The organism is Janthinobacterium kochi (assembly GCF_051380715.1).
In the GTDB taxonomy this organism is placed as follows: Bacteria; Pseudomonadota; Gammaproteobacteria; order Burkholderiales; family Burkholderiaceae_D; genus Janthinobacterium.
This window is the reverse complement of the sequence record NZ_JBNYXO010000001.1, coordinates 175,761-192,519: the sequence shown is the minus strand read 5'-3', so window position 1 is coordinate 192,519 and position 16,759 is coordinate 175,761. Positions and strand designations below refer to the sequence as shown.

22 protein-coding genes are annotated in these 16,759 nt (G+C 61.6%); 7 read left to right on the top strand and 15 right to left on the bottom strand.

Going from position 1 to position 16,759, the window contains the following annotated elements; translation table 11 throughout:
• Positions 1-379: 379 nt before the first annotated feature.
• The 5 genes from ACQ4WL_RS00905 (at position 380) to ACQ4WL_RS00885 (ending at position 3,126) form a co-directional block, all read left to right on the top strand.
• Positions 380-949 (top strand): RNA polymerase sigma factor, encoded by a 570-nt coding sequence (locus ACQ4WL_RS00905; protein ID WP_436507504.1) that lies wholly within the window; start codon positions 380-382, stop codon positions 947-949.
• Complete coding sequence (locus tag ACQ4WL_RS00900) at positions 946-1,350, top strand: DUF3619 family protein (RefSeq protein ID WP_436507503.1); 405 nt, start codon at positions 946-948, stop codon at positions 1,348-1,350. The genes ACQ4WL_RS00905 and ACQ4WL_RS00900 overlap by 4 nt, the downstream gene beginning before the upstream one ends.
• 11 nt (positions 1,351-1,361) lie before the next feature.
• Complete coding sequence (locus tag ACQ4WL_RS00895) at positions 1,362-2,111, top strand: DUF3106 domain-containing protein (RefSeq protein WP_436507502.1); 750 nt, start codon at positions 1,362-1,364, stop codon at positions 2,109-2,111.
• Positions 2,101-2,634, top strand: coding sequence for an RDD family protein (locus ACQ4WL_RS00890; protein WP_436507501.1), 534 nt, complete (start codon positions 2,101-2,103; stop codon positions 2,632-2,634). The genes ACQ4WL_RS00895 and ACQ4WL_RS00890 overlap by 11 nt, the downstream gene beginning before the upstream one ends.
• Before the next feature lie 63 nt (positions 2,635-2,697).
• Positions 2,698-3,126, top strand: coding sequence for a group III truncated hemoglobin (locus tag ACQ4WL_RS00885; protein WP_436507500.1), 429 nt, complete (start codon positions 2,698-2,700; stop codon positions 3,124-3,126).
• Here the strand turns inward: ACQ4WL_RS00885 and ACQ4WL_RS00880 are convergent.
• The 15 genes from ACQ4WL_RS00880 to ACQ4WL_RS00810 form a co-directional block, all read right to left on the bottom strand.
• A complete protein-coding gene (locus tag ACQ4WL_RS00880; RefSeq protein ID WP_436507499.1) occupies positions 3,123-3,881 on the bottom strand; it encodes an rRNA pseudouridine synthase in 759 nt (252 codons plus the stop codon). The two genes, ACQ4WL_RS00885 and ACQ4WL_RS00880, sit on opposite strands and share 4 nt — an antisense overlap.
• A gap of 80 nt (positions 3,882-3,961) precedes the next feature.
• Positions 3,962-4,876 (bottom strand): class I SAM-dependent methyltransferase, encoded by a 915-nt coding sequence (locus ACQ4WL_RS00875; RefSeq protein WP_436507498.1) that lies wholly within the window; start codon positions 4,874-4,876, stop codon positions 3,962-3,964.
• Entirely contained in the window at positions 4,863-5,057 is a 195-nt protein-coding gene (iscX, locus tag ACQ4WL_RS00870; protein ID WP_436507497.1) for a Fe-S cluster assembly protein IscX, read from the bottom strand. The genes ACQ4WL_RS00875 and iscX overlap by 14 nt, the downstream gene beginning before the upstream one ends.
• Position 5,058: 1 nt before the next feature.
• Complete coding sequence (gene fdx, locus ACQ4WL_RS00865) at positions 5,059-5,400, bottom strand: ISC system 2Fe-2S type ferredoxin (protein WP_034750070.1); 342 nt, start codon at positions 5,398-5,400, stop codon at positions 5,059-5,061.
• A 195-nt stretch (positions 5,401-5,595) separates the two neighbouring features.
• Positions 5,596-7,476 carry a Fe-S protein assembly chaperone HscA gene (gene hscA, locus ACQ4WL_RS00860; protein ID WP_436507496.1) on the bottom strand — a complete coding sequence of 627 codons (1,881 nt, stop codon included), beginning with the start codon at positions 7,474-7,476 and terminating at the stop codon, positions 5,596-5,598.
• A gap of 88 nt (positions 7,477-7,564) precedes the next feature.
• The gene (hscB, locus tag ACQ4WL_RS00855; RefSeq protein WP_436507495.1) at positions 7,565-8,080 is read right to left on the bottom strand and encodes a Fe-S protein assembly co-chaperone HscB; all 516 of its coding nucleotides are present in this window, start codon (positions 8,078-8,080) and stop codon (positions 7,565-7,567) included.
• A 66-nt stretch (positions 8,081-8,146) separates the two neighbouring features.
• Complete coding sequence (iscA, locus tag ACQ4WL_RS00850; protein ID WP_010399774.1) at positions 8,147-8,467, bottom strand: iron-sulfur cluster assembly protein IscA; 321 nt, start codon at positions 8,465-8,467, stop codon at positions 8,147-8,149.
• 157 nt (positions 8,468-8,624) lie between these two features.
• A complete protein-coding gene (gene iscU, locus ACQ4WL_RS00845; RefSeq protein WP_436507494.1) occupies positions 8,625-9,011 on the bottom strand; it encodes a Fe-S cluster assembly scaffold IscU in 387 nt (128 codons plus the stop codon).
• A gap of 173 nt (positions 9,012-9,184) precedes the next feature.
• Entirely contained in the window at positions 9,185-10,441 is a 1,257-nt protein-coding gene (locus ACQ4WL_RS00840; RefSeq protein ID WP_436479670.1) for an IscS subfamily cysteine desulfurase, read from the bottom strand.
• A gap of 42 nt (positions 10,442-10,483) precedes the next feature.
• Entirely contained in the window at positions 10,484-10,960 is a 477-nt protein-coding gene (gene iscR / locus ACQ4WL_RS00835) for a Fe-S cluster assembly transcriptional regulator IscR (protein ID WP_034779566.1), read from the bottom strand.
• 189 nt (positions 10,961-11,149) lie between these two features.
• Positions 11,150-11,701, bottom strand: coding sequence for a riboflavin biosynthesis intermediates N-glycosidase (gene ybiA / locus ACQ4WL_RS00830; protein ID WP_436507492.1), 552 nt, complete (start codon positions 11,699-11,701; stop codon positions 11,150-11,152).
• Between the two features lie 32 nt (positions 11,702-11,733).
• Positions 11,734-12,513, bottom strand: coding sequence for a uracil-DNA glycosylase family protein (locus tag ACQ4WL_RS00825; RefSeq protein WP_436507491.1), 780 nt, complete (start codon positions 12,511-12,513; stop codon positions 11,734-11,736).
• Positions 12,514-12,661: 148 nt separating this feature from the next.
• Positions 12,662-13,312: a maleylacetoacetate isomerase gene (gene maiA, locus ACQ4WL_RS00820; RefSeq protein WP_436508331.1), complete on the bottom strand. Its 651-nt coding sequence runs from the start codon at positions 13,310-13,312 to the stop codon at positions 12,662-12,664.
• 20 nt (positions 13,313-13,332) lie between these two features.
• Positions 13,333-14,355, bottom strand: a complete 1,023-nt coding sequence (locus ACQ4WL_RS00815; protein WP_436507490.1) for a fumarylacetoacetate hydrolase family protein — start codon at positions 14,353-14,355, stop codon at positions 13,333-13,335.
• 62 nt (positions 14,356-14,417) lie between these two features.
• Positions 14,418-14,951: a VOC family protein gene (locus ACQ4WL_RS00810; RefSeq protein ID WP_070311278.1), complete on the bottom strand. Its 534-nt coding sequence runs from the start codon at positions 14,949-14,951 to the stop codon at positions 14,418-14,420.
• 125 nt (positions 14,952-15,076) lie between these two features.
• Between ACQ4WL_RS00810 and ACQ4WL_RS00805 the strand changes: the two genes are divergently transcribed.
• A complete protein-coding gene (locus ACQ4WL_RS00805) occupies positions 15,077-16,042 on the top strand; it encodes a LysR family transcriptional regulator (RefSeq protein WP_436507488.1) in 966 nt (321 codons plus the stop codon).
• Between the two features lie 28 nt (positions 16,043-16,070).
• Entirely contained in the window at positions 16,071-16,694 is a 624-nt protein-coding gene (locus tag ACQ4WL_RS00800) for a gamma-glutamylcyclotransferase (RefSeq protein ID WP_436507487.1), read from the top strand.
• Positions 16,695-16,759: the final 65 nt, after the last annotated feature.

The window sequence follows — 16,759 nt, the reverse complement described above, 5'->3', positions numbered from 1 at the left end:
ACCCATAGATACCTTACAAAACAACGCTTAACGCAACTCGTTTGGCCGGAGTTTCTGTGGCGCCTGTACGAACCGCTCGCGCTTGTGGCGCGGGTTAGAACAAACTGCCTACAAATGAAAGCGCGTCTTGCCGCGGATGGCCTTGTGTGCCGGTCGCGACTTGACCATAGGGCTTTGGGGTGTTCAAAGCGTCCCATACGTTATCGCGTTGCACCATTATGGTCAAGGAAAATGTCGGCCTCGCTGCATTTTTGCTCGCACGAGGTGCAAAAACCCTGCGGAAACGCACATTTTTTGCTAGCATGCACGGGGTTGCAAAAAGCATACCCGCCCCCAATTCGCCCACCGCACCCGCAGCCGCTAAGATCCCCCATACCGCATGGCAACAGACAAAGAATTATCCGACTTTCTAGAAAATGTCGAGCGGCGCGCTTTCAAGCAGGCCGCCTACGCGGTCCGCAAAGAAGAATCGGCACTCGACATCGTGCAGGATGCCATGATCAAGCTGGCCGAGAAATACGGCGACAAGCCGGCCGCCGAGCTGCCGATGCTGTTCCAGCGCATCTTGCAAAACACCATCCTTGATTATTTCCGCCGTGAAAAAGTTCGCAACACCTGGGTCAGTCTGTTTTCCAGCATGAAGCCCTCGGGCGACGAGCATGAGGATTTTGAACTACTTGACACGTACGAATCGGAACAGGGCAGCAGTGCCGCAGAATCGTCGGCCGACCAGGTCGAACGCGCGCAAATGCTTGATTTGATTGATATAGAGGTACAAAAACTGCCGTCACGTCAACGCGAAGCCTTCCTCATGCGTTACTGGCAGGACATGGATGTGGCTGAAACAGCGGAAGCGATGGGTTGCTCCGAAGGTAGCGTGAAAACACATTGCTCTAGAGCTACCCACACGCTCGCCGAATCGCTGAAAGCCAAGGGAATAAAATTATGAACACCGACGATCTCAATTTCGCTTACAAAGTGCGCCATGCACTGAACGAAAAACTCGACGACCTGCCCGCATCGGCCACCGATCGCCTGGCAGCGGCACGCAAGCTGGCCCTGTCGCGCAAGAAGGCGGACGCGCCCGCCGCCGTTGCCGTGCGCCAGAACGTGTTCGCCGGTGTCGCCAGCCATTTGCTGGTCGAACCGCTGTCGTGGCTGGGCCGCATGAGCGTGATCATCCCGCTGCTGCTGCTGGTCGGCGGCCTGGTGGGCATCTATCAGTTTGAGCAAGAACAACATATTGCCGAACTGGCAGAAATCGACGCCGCCGTGCTGTCCGACGAATTGCCGCTCTCCGCCTATATGGACCATGGCTTCAACGCCTACCTGACGAAACGCGAGCAATAGGCATGGCACGCATGAGCGTACGCAGAGGCTGGCTGGCTGGTGGTATCGGCTTGGGTGCCTGCGCCTTGGCTGGCGCCGCGTGGATGGGCCAGCACCAGACGCCTCCCGCCGCCACCACCGTGGCGGCAACACCCGCGGCTGCCGTAGCACCTGCCCCGGCCGTCAAGCCCGGCTCGCCCCGCACGGCAGGCAAAGGCAGCACGCCCAAGGCCAGCGACAACCCGTCCTGGAACAAGCTGTCGCGCGCGCAGCAGGAAGCCCTGCAGCCGCTGGCGGGCGAATGGAACAAGCTGGGAGCCTTGCGCAAGCAGAAATGGCTCGATATCGCCAGCCGTTTCGCCTCCATGACAGCCGACGAACAAACCCGCGTGCATGAACGCATGCGTGTATGGGTCAAGCTGACGCCGGCACAGCGCAGCCTCGTGCGCGAAAACTATACGCGCACGAAGAAGATTGATCCGGGTCAAAAAACCGCGCAATGGGAGCAATACCAGCAATTGCCGGAAGATCAAAAGAAAAAGCTGGCAACGGAACTGGTGCCAAAAAAACCGCTGGAGAAAGTGCCTGCAATCAATTCGACCACGAGCAAGCCAGCCGTGATCCTGGCGCCCGCTACCCCGGTCGCACCTGCTGCCGCGCCCGTCCTGCCGCCCGCCCCCGCGGCAGCAAGCGTGCCGCCAGCCGATCCTGCCGCAGCCCCTGCCACCGTGCCCGTCACGCCACCTGCCACGCCTGCCCCACTGACTACCAATGCCAAATAGCACGCCTGCCGCCAGCATCACCCATCCCTCGATCAAGCGCCGCCTGATTTCCATGGTGTACGAGTCACTGCTGGCCCTGGCCGTGCTGTTTTTGCCCTTCCTGCTGTTTGAACTGGCCGTGCAGGGCGCACATACGCCACTGATGGAACACATGCGCCAATGCCTGGCCTTCCTCGTCATGGGGGCGTATTTCATCCATCAATGGAGCCGCGAAGGGCAAACCCTGGCCATGAAGACCTGGCGCCTGAAAGTCGTGCTGCCAGGCCACGCCCACGTGCCGCTGCGCGTGGCCGCCTTCCGCTACATCCTTTCATGGATGTGGCTGCTGCCAGCACTGCTGGTGTCATATGTATTCGATTTGCAGCACTGGACAGCCCTGGGCGCCATCGGCATCGGCATCCTGGCCTGGTCGGCCACGGCGCTGTTCACAGGCAATGGACAATTCCTGCACGACAAGCTGGTGGGCACACAGATCGTGCAATTGCCTGCACCGTCCAAGAAGTCGAAGAACGTCGCCGCCTGAGTTTTTATGCGGCTTGACCTGGGTCATTGAAGCGCCACGGTGGCTCTGCGATCATGGCATGCCATGAACAATACCGCCCCCCTCCCCCACACCCGCTTCGCTCCCTACCGCGAGGAAGTCTGCAGCGAAGACGAAGTCAAGCAGCTCGTCCACACCTTTTATGCGGCCGCGCGCGATGACGCCATGCTGGGCCCCATCTTTGCCGCCGAGGTCAAGGATTGGGATGTCCATCTGGCAACCCTGGTCGATTTCTGGTCAGGCTTGCTGCGCGGCACCATGCGCTACCACGGCAAGCCACTGGCCCAGCACGCGCAAATGGAACACTTGACGCCGTGCATGTTCCGCCGCTGGCTGACCCTGTTCTTCGCCACGACCGAGAGCATGGGCAATGCAGCCCTGCAGGAGAAGGCCGACACCATCGCCTTGAATATTGCCGAACGGCTATGGAAAAGCTTTGCGGAAAGCCACGCCATCGTGGCGCCGCAGCTTTAAAATCTTTCGTAGCCCTGCAAGTAACGCCATTGCCCCGCGGGCATGGCGCCCATCGAAATACGGCCGATGCGCAAGCGCTTCATGGCGACGACGTCCAGTCCCACCATCTTGCACATATGGGCGATCTGGCCTGGCTGCACGTTTTTCAGGGCGAAGCGCAAGCGCGTTTCGTTCTGCCAGCTGACCTTGATCGGCGGCAAAGGCTTGCCATTGAACGGCAAGCCGTGATTGAGCAACGCCAGGCCGTTTTCCATGATGTCGCCCGACACTTCCACGATGAATTCCTGCTCCACCGTTTTCGCTTCGTCGACCAACTTGCGGGCGACGCGGAAATCCTGCGTAAACACCAGCAAGCCGGACGCCATGGTCTCGAGCGGATTGGTGATGGTCAAGCCGATCAGATGACGCTTGAGGAAGCGTGTGACAGAGCTGGGCGCCACATTTTCCGGCGTGAAAATTTCTTCGGGACGCAAGCAACCGAGGGCCGGCTTGCCTTCGCTGCCCACGCCGCCGTTGATCCCGGCCGGCTTGTGCAGCAGGATCGTCACGGGCGGCATTTCTTCCAGGGTGGCGTTCGGCAACAGCACCACCGCCTGATTGTCGGCCACGCGCGCGCCCGACTCTTCCACCAGCTCGCCATCGACCGTGACCCAGCCGCCCTCGATATACAGCTCGGCCTCGCGGCGCGAACAGGGCACGTCTTCAGACAGGCGCTTGGCCAGGCGGACGGTGGGCATTTCGTGTGGTGTGGTCATTGGGAGGCGCAAAAAGCAAGGGAGGAGAAAGCCGGTATTGTAACCGACCCGCTCCTCCCCTCGTGTGCGACAGCGTATGCTTACGCGGTGGCCTTGGCCAATTCTTCGGCAAAGAAACGCTGGCCCATCTCTTCCAGGCCCAGCGTTTGCAGCACTTCCTGCAGGCGCTCCGTCGGACGCTGGCGCGGCAAGTTCTTGTAGCTGGCGATGATCAGTTCATTCTTCATCGAATGCTCCCAGCCCACCAGCTCCGTCACGCTGACCTGATAGCCATGCGCTTCCAGCTGCAAACAGCGCAGCACGTTGGTGATCTGGCTGCCGAACTCGCGCGTGTGCAGCGGGTGACGCCACAATTCCGTCAAGACATTCTTGCCCAGGCTCTTGCCCTTGTTCTTCTTCAGTACGGACGCGACTTCCGCCTGACAACATGGCACCAGCACCATGAACTTCGCCTTTTTCTTCAGGGCGAAGTGGATGGCGTCATCGGTGGCCGTGTTGCAGGCGTGCAAGGCCGTAACGATGTCGATCTGCTGGGGTAGCAAGTTTGACTCCGTCGAATCGGCCACGGACAGGGGCAGGAACGACATACCGGGGAACTTGAATTTCTTCGCCAGCTCTTGCGAGCGCTGCACCAGCTCTTCGCGCGTCTCGATGCCGTAGATGTGCGAACCGTCGTTGCCATTCTTGAAGAACAAGTCGTACAGGATGAAGCCCAGGTAGGACTTGCCGGCGCCGTGGTCAACCAAGGACACGCCAGGGTGATCGAGCTGCACTTCGCGCAGCAGCGGCTCGATGAACTGCGTCAGGTGGTACACCTGCTTGAGCTTGCGGCGGCTGTCCTGGTTCATCTTGCCGTCGCGCGTCAGGATGTGCAATTCTTGCAGCAAGGCGACCGACTGGCCATCCTTGATCTCGGGCATGTTGCTGGCGGCCGTGATGATGTCTTTCGGCACGGAAGCCACGGCGGCGGACGCCGCGCCCTTAGCGCGCTTCATCGATCCACGCCATCTGTATCGCTTCGAGCACTTTTTCGCCGCCGCGCGTGTGGTCATCGTCGAAGCCGTCCAGTTCCACCACCCAGTTATGCAGGTCGGTGAAACGCACGGTCAGGGGATCGATCTCCGGATGCGCGTCGAACAATGCTTCGGCGATCGCGTGAATGTCGGACCATTTCATGTTAGTGACTGCCTTCGCTGACCTGGTTGATCGTGTATTTCGGGATTTCGACGACGAGGTCGGCCTCGGCCACGATGGACTGGCACGACAGGCGCGACACGGCTTCCAGGCCCCAGGCCTTGTCCAGCATGTCTTCTTCCAGTTCCGTCGCTTCGTTCAAGGATTCGATGCCTTCGCGCACCAGCACGTGGCAGGTGGTGCAGGCGCACGATTTTTCGCAGGCGTGCTCGATGTCGATGTCGTTTTCCAGCAGGATGTCGCAGATGGACTTGCCGGCCGGGGCTTCGATGACGGCGCCGTCCGGGCAAAGCTTGGCGTGCGGCAGAATGACGATTTGGGGCATATTACCTCTACAATTTCAATGATTTGGGGCGCCGCCGCAGCAATGGCACACGGCGCGCATGTCAACACTATTACAGCACCTGACAAAACCGTAGCGAGCGGCAGTGATTTGTAGCCGAGAAGCGCAACCGTACTCTAGTACGGTGAGCATCGCCGGCCGCAAAGCGCGACGCGCAGTAGGTTTGGTCAGGAGTCCTCACACGACCTGGTCGAGCGATTTGCCCTTCAGAGCAGTACGCACACTGCGGTCCATGCGGCGCGAGGCGAAATCTTCGGTGCCGTCGGCGAGCAGCTCGATCGCCAGCTTCAAGGCCTGGTGGTCGATGGCGCCGCTTTGCGATTGCGCAATGGCGTCGCGCACCTTGTTCATCAAGCCATCCACGGTGACGCGCTCGGCGTCATCGAGCAAGCCGCCGTCTTCATCGAGGGCCGACTGCGTGGCCAGCAGGATGCGTTCCGCTTCCACCTGCTCTTCGCGCAGCGCGCGCGCCACCATGTCGACGTCGGCCGACGTGTAGGAATCCTGCAGCATGCGGGCGATATCATCGTCGCCCAGGCCATAGGCCGGCTTGACGCTGATCGACGCTTCCACGCCCGAGCGCAGCTCGCGCGCCGACACCGACAGCAAGCCGTCCGCATCGACCTGATACGTGATGCGAATGCGCGCGGCGCCCGCCACCATCGGCGGAATGCCGCGCAGTTCGAAGCGCGCCAGCGAACGGCAGTCGCTCACCAGTTCGCGCTCGCCCTGCAGCACGTGCACGGCCAGGGCCGTCTGGCCATCCTTGAAGGTCGTGAATTCCTGCGCACGGGCACACGGTATGGTCGAATTGCGCGGGATGATCTTTTCCACCAGGCCGCCCATGGTTTCGATGCCGAGCGACAGCGGGATCACGTCCAGCAGCAGCCAGTCGTCGCCGGCGGCGCGGTTGCCTGCCAGCAAGTTCGCCTGAATGGCCGCGCCCAGCGCCACCACTTTGTCCGGGTCGATGTTCGCGTGCGGCGTCGTGTGGAAGAATTCGCTGACGGCGCGCTGCACGTGCGGCATGCGCGTGGCGCCACCGACCATCACCACGCCGTCGACGTCGTCCGCATCCACGTTCGCGTCGCGCAAGGCCTTCTTGATGGCGTTCATGGTCTTGCCGACCAGGTGCTGCGTCATGGCGGCAAATTCCGTCGCCGTGATGCGCAGGTGAATTTCTTCGCCCGAGTTCAGGGCCGCATCGATCATCGTTTCCGACTTGGTCGACAGCGTTTCCTTGATCTCGCGCGCTTTCACCATCAGGATGGCCGTGTCTTCGTCGGACAGGGGCGCCAGCTTGGCGTGTTCGCTGATCCAGCAGAACAGGCGGCGGTCGAAATCGTCGCCGCCCAGGGCCGAATCGCCGCCTGTGGACAGCACTTCGAAGACGCCCTTGCTCAGTTTCAGGATCGAGATGTCGAAGGTGCCGCCGCCGAGGTCATACACGGCGTACACGCCTTCGGAGGCGTTGTCGAGGCCATACGCGATGGCGGCGGCCGTCGGCTCGCTCAAGAGGCGCAAGACATTGATGCCGGCCAATTGCGCCGCATCTTTCGTCGCCTGGCGCTGCGCGTCGTCAAAATACGCGGGCACAGTAATCACGGCGCCGACCAGGTCGTCACCGAGGGAATCCTCCGCGCGCTGGCGCAGGGTGGCGAGGATTTGCGCCGACACTTCGACGGGGCTTTTCACGCCGGCCACGGTTTTCAGCTGCACCATGCCAGGCGTATCCTGGAAGTCGTAGGGCAGGTTTTCCGCGTAGGCGATGTCGGCCAGGCCACGGCCCATGAAGCGCTTGACGGACACGATGGTGTTCTTCGGGTCGGTGGTTTGCGCGGACAGGGCCTTGTAGCCGATGTTCGCATGGCCGTTCGGCAGGTAGCGCACGACGGAAGGCAGCAGGGAGCGCCCGTCTTCGTCGTTGAGCACCTCGGGAATGCTGTTGCGCACGGTGGCGACCAGGGAATTGGTGGTGCCCAGATCGATGCCGACGGCCAGGCGGTGCTGGTGCGGCGCGGTCGACATGCCTGGTTCGGAAATTTGCAGAAGTGCCATTGTATTCGTGCCTCGATTAATTTTGTGCGTGGTGCTGCTGATGCCTGTCGCGCATTATAAGACGCGCGCCGGACTGGCGCTTGGTCAGTCAGGCTTCCATGGCTTCGTATGCAAAACGGACTTCCTCGCCGAATTTGTCGAGGAACATCAGGGCGCGCACGCTTTGCGCGGCATTCACATAGTCGGCCCCGTCGAGCTGAGCCGCCACCTGGGCCAGCAGCGCCTTGCGTTCGCCGCGCAGCTGGCGGTCCAGGGCGTCGAGCGCGTCGGCATCCTTGCCGGCACGCGCGTCGCCCAGTTCTTCGCGCCACTCCATCTGCTGCATCAGGAAGCTGACGGGCATGGCCGTGTTCGATTCCGTCTGCAAATCGACGCCATGGAGCTCGCACAGGTATTGCGCGCGCTTTTGCGGGCTTTTCAGGGTTTGATAGGCTTCATTGGCGCGCGTGGCCCATTGCATCGCCACGCGCTTCTCGGCGCTGCTGGCGTTGATGAAACGGTCCGGATGGACCTTGCCCTGCACGTCGCGGTAGGCCGCGTCGAGCGCGCTCATGTCGAGCCCGAACTGCGCCGGCAACTGGAATAATTCGAAGTGGTTTTGCATAATGGTCGGTGGTCGCTGTACCGCAATCGATGGGTACAGCGCACCGACCGGGGTCTTGCCAGCTGTTTAAATCCTGAAGGACTCGCCGCAGCCGCAGGCGTCTTTTTCGTTCGGATTGTGGAACTTGAAACCTTCGTTCAAGCCTTCGCGCGCAAAATCGAGTTCCGTGCCGTCGATGTAAGGCAAGCTTTTCGGGTCGACGAAGACTTTCACGCCGTGCGATTCGAAGACGCTGTCTTCGGCCGCCACTTCATCGACATATTCAAGCTTGTAGGCCAGGCCCGAGCAGCCCGTGGTGCGCACGCCAAAGCGCAAGCCCATGCCCTTGCCGCGCCGTTCGATATAACGGTTGATGTGTTTCGCCGCTTTTTCGGTCAGTGTGATCATGTATTTCTCCGCTCCTGTTCCCACATGGGAACAGGTATCAAAATCCAACAAATTCTAGAGTGCCTGAAAAACGTTCAGGGCAAGGCGCATTGCCGAAGGCAGTACGACTAGTACGACAAGGCAATGCAACGCAGCCATGGGCGTTTTCTCAGGCGCTCTACGCTGCCGGATGGCGGGTCTGGTAATCCAGCACTGCCGCCTTGATGGCGTCTTCCGCCAGGATGGAGCAGTGGATTTTCACTGGCGGCAGGGCCAGTTCTTCGGCGATCTGCGTGTTCTTGATGGCCAGCGCCTGGTCCAGGGTTTTGCCCTTGACCCATTCGGTCACCAGCGAGCTCGACGCGATGGCCGAACCGCAGCCGTAGGTCTTGAATTTCGCATCTTCGATCAGGCCATCGGCGCCGACCTTGATCTGCAGTTTCATCACGTCGCCGCAGGCGGGCGCGCCCACCATGCCGGTGCCGATGGTGTCATCACCCTTGTCGAAAGCGCCCACGTTGCGCGGGTTTTCGTAGTGATCGAGTACTTTGTCCGAGTAAGCCATTTTGATGCTCCTTTAATATTCTTGCCAGCCCCGTTCGGGGCCTGATTAGCGTAAAGTGCCTGGAAAACCGTAGCGAGCGGCAGTGAGTTGTGGCCGAGAAGCGGAACTGTGCTGTAGCACAGTGAGCATCGCAGGCCGCAAATTGCGACGCGCAGTAGGTTTAACAGGTACTTTTAGTGGGCCGCCCATTGGATCGAATTGATGTCGATCCCTTCCTTGAACATGTCCCACAGCGGCGACAGCTCACGCAATTTGTGTACTTTCGATTTCAGCAGGTTCACGGCGAAGTCGATGTCTTCCTCGGTCGAGAAGCGGCCGATGGTAAAGCGGATCGAGCTGTGCGCCAGTTCGTCGCTGCGACCCAGGGCGCGCAGCACGTACGATGGCTCCAGGCTGGCCGAGGTGCAGGCCGAACCGGACGACACGGCGATATCCTTGATCGCCATGATCAGCGACTCGCCTTCGACGTAGTTGAAGCTGACGTTCAGGTTGTGCGGCACGCGGTGCTCCATGTCGCCGTTGATGTAGACTTCTTCGATCTCTTGCAAGCCCTTGGCCAGGCGGTCGCGCAAGGCCTTGATGCGGCCGATTTCGCTGTCCATTTCTTCCTTGGCGATGCGGAAGCTCTCGCCCATGCCGACGATCTGGTGCGTCGGCAGGGTGCCCGAGCGCAGACCGCGCTCATGGCCGCCACCGTGCATCTGCGCTTCCAGGCGCACGCGCGGCTTGCGGCAGACGTACAGGGCACCCACGCCTTTCGGGCCGTAGGTTTTGTGCGCCGTGAAGGTCATCAGGTCGACCTTGGTCTTTTGCAGGTCGATGACGAGCTTGCCCGTCGCTTGCGCGGCGTCGCAATGGAAGATGATGCCTTTCGAGCGGCAGAACACGCCGATTTCGTCGATCGGCTGGATCACGCCGATTTCGTTGTTCACCAGCATCACCGACACGAGGATGGTGTCCGGGCGCACGGCCGCGGCCAGCTGCTCGACGGTGATCAAGCCATTGTCCTGCGGTTCCAGATACGTCGCTTCGAAGCCGATGCGTTCCAGTTCGCGCACCGTGTCGAGCACCGATTTATGCTCGGTCTTGACGGTGATGATGTGCTTGCCCTTCGTCTTGTAGAACTGTGCCGCACCCTTGATGGCCAGGTTGTTGCTTTCCGTCGCGCCGGACGTCCAGATGATTTCGCGCGGATCGGCGTTCACCAGGGCCGCCACGTAGCCGCGTGCCTCTTCCACGGCTTTTTCCGCCGTCCAGCCATACATGTGGCTGCGCGATGCCGGATTGCCGAACTGCTCGCGCAGATAAGGAATCATCTTGTCGGCGACGCGTGGATCGATCGGTGTGGTGGCCGAGTAATCCATGTAGATCGGAAAATGCGGTGCGGTTTCAAAGTGCACTTGGCCTACGTTTTTTTCAGGGGCGTTCATCAATAACTCCAATGCAATCAGCAACTTAGTATTTTGTATTTATCAACCGAGGGCGGCGTGGTTACGGTGCATCACCATCACGCTTTGCTCGGCAATCTTTTGTCTCTGCTGGTCGACCAGGTCCTGCAGCGACACAGAATCCAGATAATCGACCATTTTTTCGTTGAGTGTGGACCACAATTCATGCGTCATGCAGCGCGCACCCGTAGCCGCGTCAGCGCCGTGGCAATGCTCCTTGCCGCCGCACTGCGTGGCGTCCAGCGGTTCGTCGACGGCGATGATGATGTCGGCCACCGTCACCTTGTCTGCACGGCGCGCCAGACTGTAGCCGCCGCCGGGGCCACGGATCGATTCGACGATTTCATGCCGGCGCAGCTTGCCGAACAGCTGTTCCAGGTAGGACAGGGAAATCGACTGGCGCTGGCTGATGCCGGACAAGGTGACCGGTCCCTTGCCTTGGCGCAAGGCAAGATCGATCATCGCTGTCACGGCAAAACGGCCTTTTGTAGTCAGACGCATACATCCTCGGTTCAACTAGTTTAAAATATTGCGGCTTTTCAACTTCTCAAACCCTGAGTAGTTGAATGATTTAGTCAAGTATAACAAATTCGGCAGGGTTTGTCAGAGCGCCCCTCGATGACCACAGGGCTGGCAGGGGCATAGCCGGCCGCGCCAGGCGCGGCGACTTCAGGAAAACAACAGTACGGTTCAAGCGCGGAGAGCGCTGCGCACTTTCATCAGTTCAAAACCCAGCAGGTTCAAGCCGTCCCAGGTGGCGGGGTCCAGGATGCGCGGGTTGTCCGACGCCAGGCCCACGCCCCAGATGCGGTCGACGGGACTGGCTTCGACGATGACGCGTTCGCCCGTGCCCAGCAAAAACTTGCGCAGCGCGGCCTTTTGCGAGAACTTGGCAAAGTTGCCATCGAAGACGATGCCGGCGCGCGCCGCTTCCCACACCTTGGCGTCAAAGTTCGCCACTTCACGCCCCAGCTTTTTCACTTCCGACGGCCGCCCGGCCGCCACGATGCGCGCCTGGACAAACGTGTCGCCAAACAGGGCCGCCTTTTGCGCCATCATGTAGTGCTCGGCCGTAGCATACGTCACGCCAGCGAGGCTGAATGGCGACGGAAACCACTGGCTGAAGCAGCTCTTGTCGGGCACCTGCGGCTGCGCCGGCGTGTGCCCCCAGAAATACAGATAGTCGGGCACGCCGCCCGCCGCTATCCACGCCTTCAATTCTTCCACATTACTGATTTGCATATTCCCCGCACTTCCGCCAGACAGGCGCCAATTCAAGCACGCAATAGTTGCATCGGGCCAAACAAGGCCTGCATGTCACGATTGCCGATAAAGGACAGATTATACGGATGTTCCGCCGTCACCTGCGGCAGCATTGTCGCCACCGGCAAGCGTTTGATGAGCTCGGCAATCCTTCCCCACAACACCAGTTGCGGCAAGGCCGCGCCGCCCTGCTGCGCCAGCGCTTCCAGCACCACCTGCAGGAAGGGCAGCCAGCCGCGCGCATCCTGCACGGGCGGCACGTGGGCACGGAATACCAGCGCCGCATTGAGCAGCAAAAAACCCTGCTCCGTCATCTTGCGCTGCAAGTCGGGCAGGGTCTGGATCACGCCGCTACCGGCTTGCTGCGCGGCGGCCGCCACGGGCGCCATGGCCGCGCCTGACGTGTCGCCGCCCTGCAACTGGCCATCGGCTACCAGCAGCATCTTCATGAAGTTGCGCAAGGACGTGGCGCGGTTGACGGGCTTCGACAGGCCCGTCGCCGACCACAGACTGCCGACGGCGCCATCCATGAAGCACACGCCCGTGGCGCTCTCGGCGCGCGGATACGGCCCCTCGCCTACCAGCACGTAGCGCACCTGCGCCAGCGGCAGGGCGAAGGCGGCAAACAGCCGGCCCTGCGTGGGCAGGTAATCGTCGACGGCCAGCGCCGGCAGGTAAGCGGGATCGGCCGCCATCACGGCATGCAAGCCGCGTAGCAGGATGGGACGCCAGGAAGCATGCGCCAGGGACAGGGCATCGGTGATGCTGGCAGGAACGGTGGTTGCGGTCATGGCGCGTAAAGTATTTGGACAAACGCAAATTGTAGCGCACCGGCAAGCTGGCATTGACGAAAAAACACCACCCCGTATCAAGCGCGCAAAAAAAGAGCCCCGGTCTGCATGCTGGCCGGGGCTGTTCACTGCTTGACGCGGATCACACTTATTCGGCGTCAGGCTGCTGCGACGGATGCGCGGCGGCAAACGCCGGCAAGCCGGCGCAGTGCGCATGGATGCGCGCCACGCGCGGGTATGGCGCCAGGTCGATGGCGAAACGCTGCGCATTGAACACTTGCGGCACCAGGCAGCAGTCGGCCATCGTCGGGCTCTCGCCATGGCAGAACAGACCCGTGCCGGCCGGGTCGCCCTGCGCCAGCAGCGCTTCGACGGCGGCCAGCCCCTCGGCCATCCAGTGGCGGTACCACTCCTGTTTGGCCTCGTCCGACAGGCCCAGCGTGTTTTTCAGGTATTTCAGGACGCGCAGATTCGTCAGCGGATGCGCATCGCAGGCGATCGCCAGCGCCAGCGCGCGCACGCGGGCGCGTCCCAGCGCATCGCCCGGCAGCAGCGGCACGACTGGCCGCGTTTCGTCCAGGTATTCGAGCATCGCCAGCGACTGCGTCAGGATGGCGCCGTCGTCATCGAGCGCCGGCACCAGCGCCGACGGGTTGACGGCGCGGTAGGCTGGCAGCAACTGCTGGCCGCCATCCTGCAGCAGGTGCACGGGGATGCTGTCGTAATCGATGCCCTTCAAATTGAGGGCAATGCGCACGCGGTAGGCAGCCGAACTGCGGAAATAGGTGTACAACTTCATGCTCATGGCGGGGCGTCCTTTCAGGCGCGGCCGGCGTACAGCGCGACCGTCTGCTCGATGCTGCCAAAGATGCTGGCACCGGCCGCGTCGCGCATCTCGATGCGCACCGTGTCGCCGAACTGCAAGTACGCCGTTTTTGGCGCGCCGTGTTCGATGGTTTCATACATGCGCACTTCGGCCAGGCAGCAGTAGCCCACGCCGCCGTTCTCGATGCTCGAACCGAACAGGTTGCCCTGCTTGTTCGACACGGTGCCGGAACCGACGATGCTGCCGGCGCCCAGTTCGCGCGTCTTCGCCGCATGCGCCACCAGCTGCGCAAAATTGAAGGTCATGTCTTCGCCCGCGTTCGGCTTGCCGAAAGGCTTGTCGTTCAGCTCCACGAGCAGCGGCAAATGCAGCTTGCTGTCGGCCCAGTTGGTACCCAGTTCATCGGGCGTGACGGCGACGGGCGAAAACGCGCTGGCCGCCTTCGACTGGAAGAAACCGAAACCTTTGGCCAGTTCGCCAGGGATCAGGTTGCGCAGCGAGACGTCGTTGACCAGCATGACCAGGCGGATGGATGCTGCCGCATCCGCCACGCTGACGCCCATGGCCACGTCGCCCGTAATGACGGCCACTTCCGCTTCCAGGTCGATGCCCCACTCTTCGGACAGGGCGAAGATGGGGTCGCGCGGGCCGATAAAGCTGTCGGAGCCGCCCTGGTACATCAGCGGGTCCGTGTAGAACGAGGCCGGCACATCCGCGTTGCGCGCCTTGCGCACCAGCTCCACGTGGTTGATGTAGGCGGAACCGTCGGCCCACTGGTAGGCGCGCGGCAGCGGCGAGTGGCACAGATTGGCATCAAACGGCTGCGCGTCCGGCGCCTTGCCCGCATTCAGATCGGCGTAGGCCTGTTCCAGTTTCGGCACGACGGCGTCCCAGTTGTCGAGTGCCGCCTGCAGGGTGGGAGCGATGGCGGCCACGCGTTGGTACTGGCGCAGGTCGCGGCTGACGAGGATCAGGGCGCCGTCGCGGCTGCCGTTTTTCAGGGTTGCGAGTTTCATGGTATTCCTTGTTTGGCGTAGTGTTCAGATGGTGTCAGTCTGCAGTGTTCAATCTGCGGCGTTTACGCGTCGGCCGGCGCGTGCATCCAGGCGGCGTGCTTGGGCGCGCGGCGCGTCTGCGACCATTCTTCCAGCATTTCCCATTTGACGGCGTCCAGTTTGGCCATCATCTCGGGCGTGCCCACGTTGGCCGCCAGTTCCAGGCGATGGCCGTTCGGGTCGAAGAAGTAAATCGACTGGAAGATGGCGTGGTTGACGGGGCCCAGCACCTCGATGCCGGCGGCCACCAGGCGCTCCTTGGCGGCCAGCAGTTCCTCCATGCTGCCCACTTCCAGCGCCAGGTGCTGCACCCAGGCAGGGGTATTGCGGTCGCGGTCCATGGGCGGCTGCGTCGGCAGCTCGAAGAAGGCCAGCACATTGCCCTGGCCCGCGTCGAGGAAAACGTGCATGTACGGGTCCGGCGCCTTGGTCGACGGCACCAGGTCTTCGGCGATGGCGAGGACGAAATTCATGTTCAAATGCTTGACGTACCACTCGACGGTTTTCTTCGCATCGATGCAGCGGTAGGCGACGTGGTGGATTTGCTTGATCTTCATGGTGTTTGTCTCCAATGGATGCGCCCTGGGCGCGATGGCGGGCCTGTTTTCAGCTTTTCACCATTAGAATCGAGTTACAGCTATCATACAAACAATTTTTAACCATTGATTTATCGGATTACCTTATGAGTCCCAGCCTGCGACAGATGCGCGCCTTCGTGGCGCTGGCCAAGACCGGCAGCTTTACCCTGGCCGCCGAATACCTGCACGTGACGCAGTCCGCCTTGAGCGGCTTGATCAAGGAACTGGAAAGCGTGCTGGGCGTGCGCGTGGTCGAGCGCAGTACGCGCAAGACGCAGCTGTCGGAAATCGGCCGCGAACTGTATCCGCTGTTTGAAAAGATGATCGAGGACCTCGATGGCGCCATGGCCGGCATCGCCCAGCGCAAGGCCCTGAAAACGGGCATGGTGCGCATCGCCGCGCCGCAGATGATGGCCTGCACCCTGCTGCCGGAAGTGATCGCCGCCTACCGCCAGGCGCATCCGGACGTGCAGCTGCGCCTGGTCGACTGCCCCGTGGAAAACGTGTCGGCGCGCGTCTTCAGCGGCGAAGTCGATTTCGGCATCGGTCCCGAACGCGATCCGACGGCGGAAATCGCCGCGCAAGTGCTATTTGAAATGCCCTTCGTGCTGGTCTTTCCCGAGCAGCATCCGCTGCAGCAGAAAGAGCGCGTCACCTGGGCCGACGTGGGCGATTACCCATTCATTTCACTGCAGGGCCAGTTCACGGAACGCCTGCTGCGCGACATGCACGGCGCGTTTCGCGAGCTGTCGCTCAATCCCTACAATGAAGTAACCTTCATGACGACGGCGCTGGCCATGGTCAGCGCCAACCTGGGCATCACGGTCTGCCTGCCGTACGCGGAACCGATGGTCAAACTATATCAATTGCACATGCGCGCCCTGCACGAGCCGGAACTGACGCGGCGCTTTTTCGTCTACACGAAGACGGGCCGTTCGCTGTCGCCGGCAGCCGAAAGCTTCATGGCCTTCCTGTTCCAGTTCGTCGAAACACACGAGTGGAACGTCGGCGGAAACAACGGCGCACGCGACGCCCTGCCGGCCGGCGGCCCGGCTGGCAGCGCTTTATAATGGCGCATCGCCCCTTGCCGCTTATGCCATGACCCAGCCTGACCAGCACGACCTGTCCGCTACCGACGCCGCCACCATCGCCATCAACCAGCGCATGAACAAATTCGACGGCCATGCACAGGTCTGGCTGTTCGGCTATGGCTCGCTGATCTACAAGGCCGACTTTCCCTATATCGAACGGCGCCCCGCCAGCATCGAAGGCTGGACGCGGCGCTTCTGGCAAGGTTCGCACGATCATCGGGGCACGCCGATGGCGCCGGGCAGAGTCGCCACCATCGTGCCACAGGCGGGCGCCGTGTGCGACGGCATGGCTTATCTGATCACGCCCGAAGTCTTCGCCCACCTCGACCACCGCGAAAAGAACGGCTATTTGCGCCTGGCCACCGAGATCACCTTCGACGATGGCAGCAACGTCGAAGGCCTGGTGTACATCGCGAACGAAGAAAACGCCGCCTTCCTCGGTGACGCCCCGGAACTGGACATCGCGCGCCAGATCGCCCGTTCAAACGGCCCCAGCGGCCCGAACAGCGAATACCTGCTGCACCTGGCCAGCGCCTTGCGTGAGCTGGGCAAGAGCGACCCACATGTCTTTGCCATCGAACAGCATCTGGCGCTGTTCCAGACCCATACCCAGGATGACGCCACACGATAGCGCCGCACGATAGAGCGCGCAGCGCCCTCCGGCACCTGTGGCAAGATCCTGTCTCCGGGTTCCCC

Excerpts from the sequence above, each read along its gene's own strand:
- ACQ4WL_RS00905 (WP_436507504.1), top strand. The coding sequence starts at position 380 with ATGGCAACAGACAAAGAATTATCCGACTTTCTAGAAAATGTCGAGCGG.
- ACQ4WL_RS00900 (WP_436507503.1), top strand. The coding sequence starts at position 946 with ATGAACACCGACGATCTCAATTTCGCTTACAAAGTGCGCCATGCACTG.
- ACQ4WL_RS00895 (WP_436507502.1), top strand. The coding sequence starts at position 1,362 with ATGAGCGTACGCAGAGGCTGGCTGGCTGGTGGTATCGGCTTGGGTGCC.
- ACQ4WL_RS00890 (WP_436507501.1), top strand. The coding sequence starts at position 2,101 with ATGCCAAATAGCACGCCTGCCGCCAGCATCACCCATCCCTCGATCAAG.
- ACQ4WL_RS00885 (WP_436507500.1), top strand. The coding sequence starts at position 2,698 with ATGAACAATACCGCCCCCCTCCCCCACACCCGCTTCGCTCCCTACCGC.
- ACQ4WL_RS00880 (WP_436507499.1), bottom strand. The coding sequence starts at position 3,881 with ATGACCACACCACACGAAATGCCCACCGTCCGCCTGGCCAAGCGCCTG.
- ACQ4WL_RS00875 (WP_436507498.1), bottom strand. The coding sequence starts at position 4,876 with ATGAAGCGCGCTAAGGGCGCGGCGTCCGCCGCCGTGGCTTCCGTGCCG.
- iscX (WP_436507497.1), bottom strand. The coding sequence starts at position 5,057 with ATGAAATGGTCCGACATTCACGCGATCGCCGAAGCATTGTTCGACGCG.
- fdx (WP_034750070.1), bottom strand. The coding sequence starts at position 5,400 with ATGCCCCAAATCGTCATTCTGCCGCACGCCAAGCTTTGCCCGGACGGC.
- hscA (WP_436507496.1), bottom strand. The coding sequence starts at position 7,476 with ATGGCACTTCTGCAAATTTCCGAACCAGGCATGTCGACCGCGCCGCAC.
- hscB (WP_436507495.1), bottom strand. The coding sequence starts at position 8,080 with ATGCAAAACCACTTCGAATTATTCCAGTTGCCGGCGCAGTTCGGGCTC.
- iscA (WP_010399774.1), bottom strand. The coding sequence starts at position 8,467 with ATGATCACACTGACCGAAAAAGCGGCGAAACACATCAACCGTTATATC.
- iscU (WP_436507494.1), bottom strand. The coding sequence starts at position 9,011 with ATGGCTTACTCGGACAAAGTACTCGATCACTACGAAAACCCGCGCAAC.
- ACQ4WL_RS00840 (WP_436479670.1), bottom strand. The coding sequence starts at position 10,441 with ATGAACGCCCCTGAAAAAAACGTAGGCCAAGTGCACTTTGAAACCGCA.
- iscR (WP_034779566.1), bottom strand. The coding sequence starts at position 10,960 with ATGCGTCTGACTACAAAAGGCCGTTTTGCCGTGACAGCGATGATCGAT.
- ybiA (WP_436507492.1), bottom strand. The coding sequence starts at position 11,701 with ATGCAAATCAGTAATGTGGAAGAATTGAAGGCGTGGATAGCGGCGGGC.
- ACQ4WL_RS00825 (WP_436507491.1), bottom strand. The coding sequence starts at position 12,513 with ATGACCGCAACCACCGTTCCTGCCAGCATCACCGATGCCCTGTCCCTG.
- maiA (WP_436508331.1), bottom strand. The coding sequence starts at position 13,312 with ATGAAGTTGTACACCTATTTCCGCAGTTCGGCTGCCTACCGCGTGCGC.
- ACQ4WL_RS00815 (WP_436507490.1), bottom strand. The coding sequence starts at position 14,355 with ATGAAACTCGCAACCCTGAAAAACGGCAGCCGCGACGGCGCCCTGATC.
- ACQ4WL_RS00810 (WP_070311278.1), bottom strand. The coding sequence starts at position 14,951 with ATGAAGATCAAGCAAATCCACCACGTCGCCTACCGCTGCATCGATGCG.
- ACQ4WL_RS00805 (WP_436507488.1), top strand. The coding sequence starts at position 15,077 with ATGAGTCCCAGCCTGCGACAGATGCGCGCCTTCGTGGCGCTGGCCAAG.
- ACQ4WL_RS00800 (WP_436507487.1), top strand. The coding sequence starts at position 16,071 with ATGACCCAGCCTGACCAGCACGACCTGTCCGCTACCGACGCCGCCACC.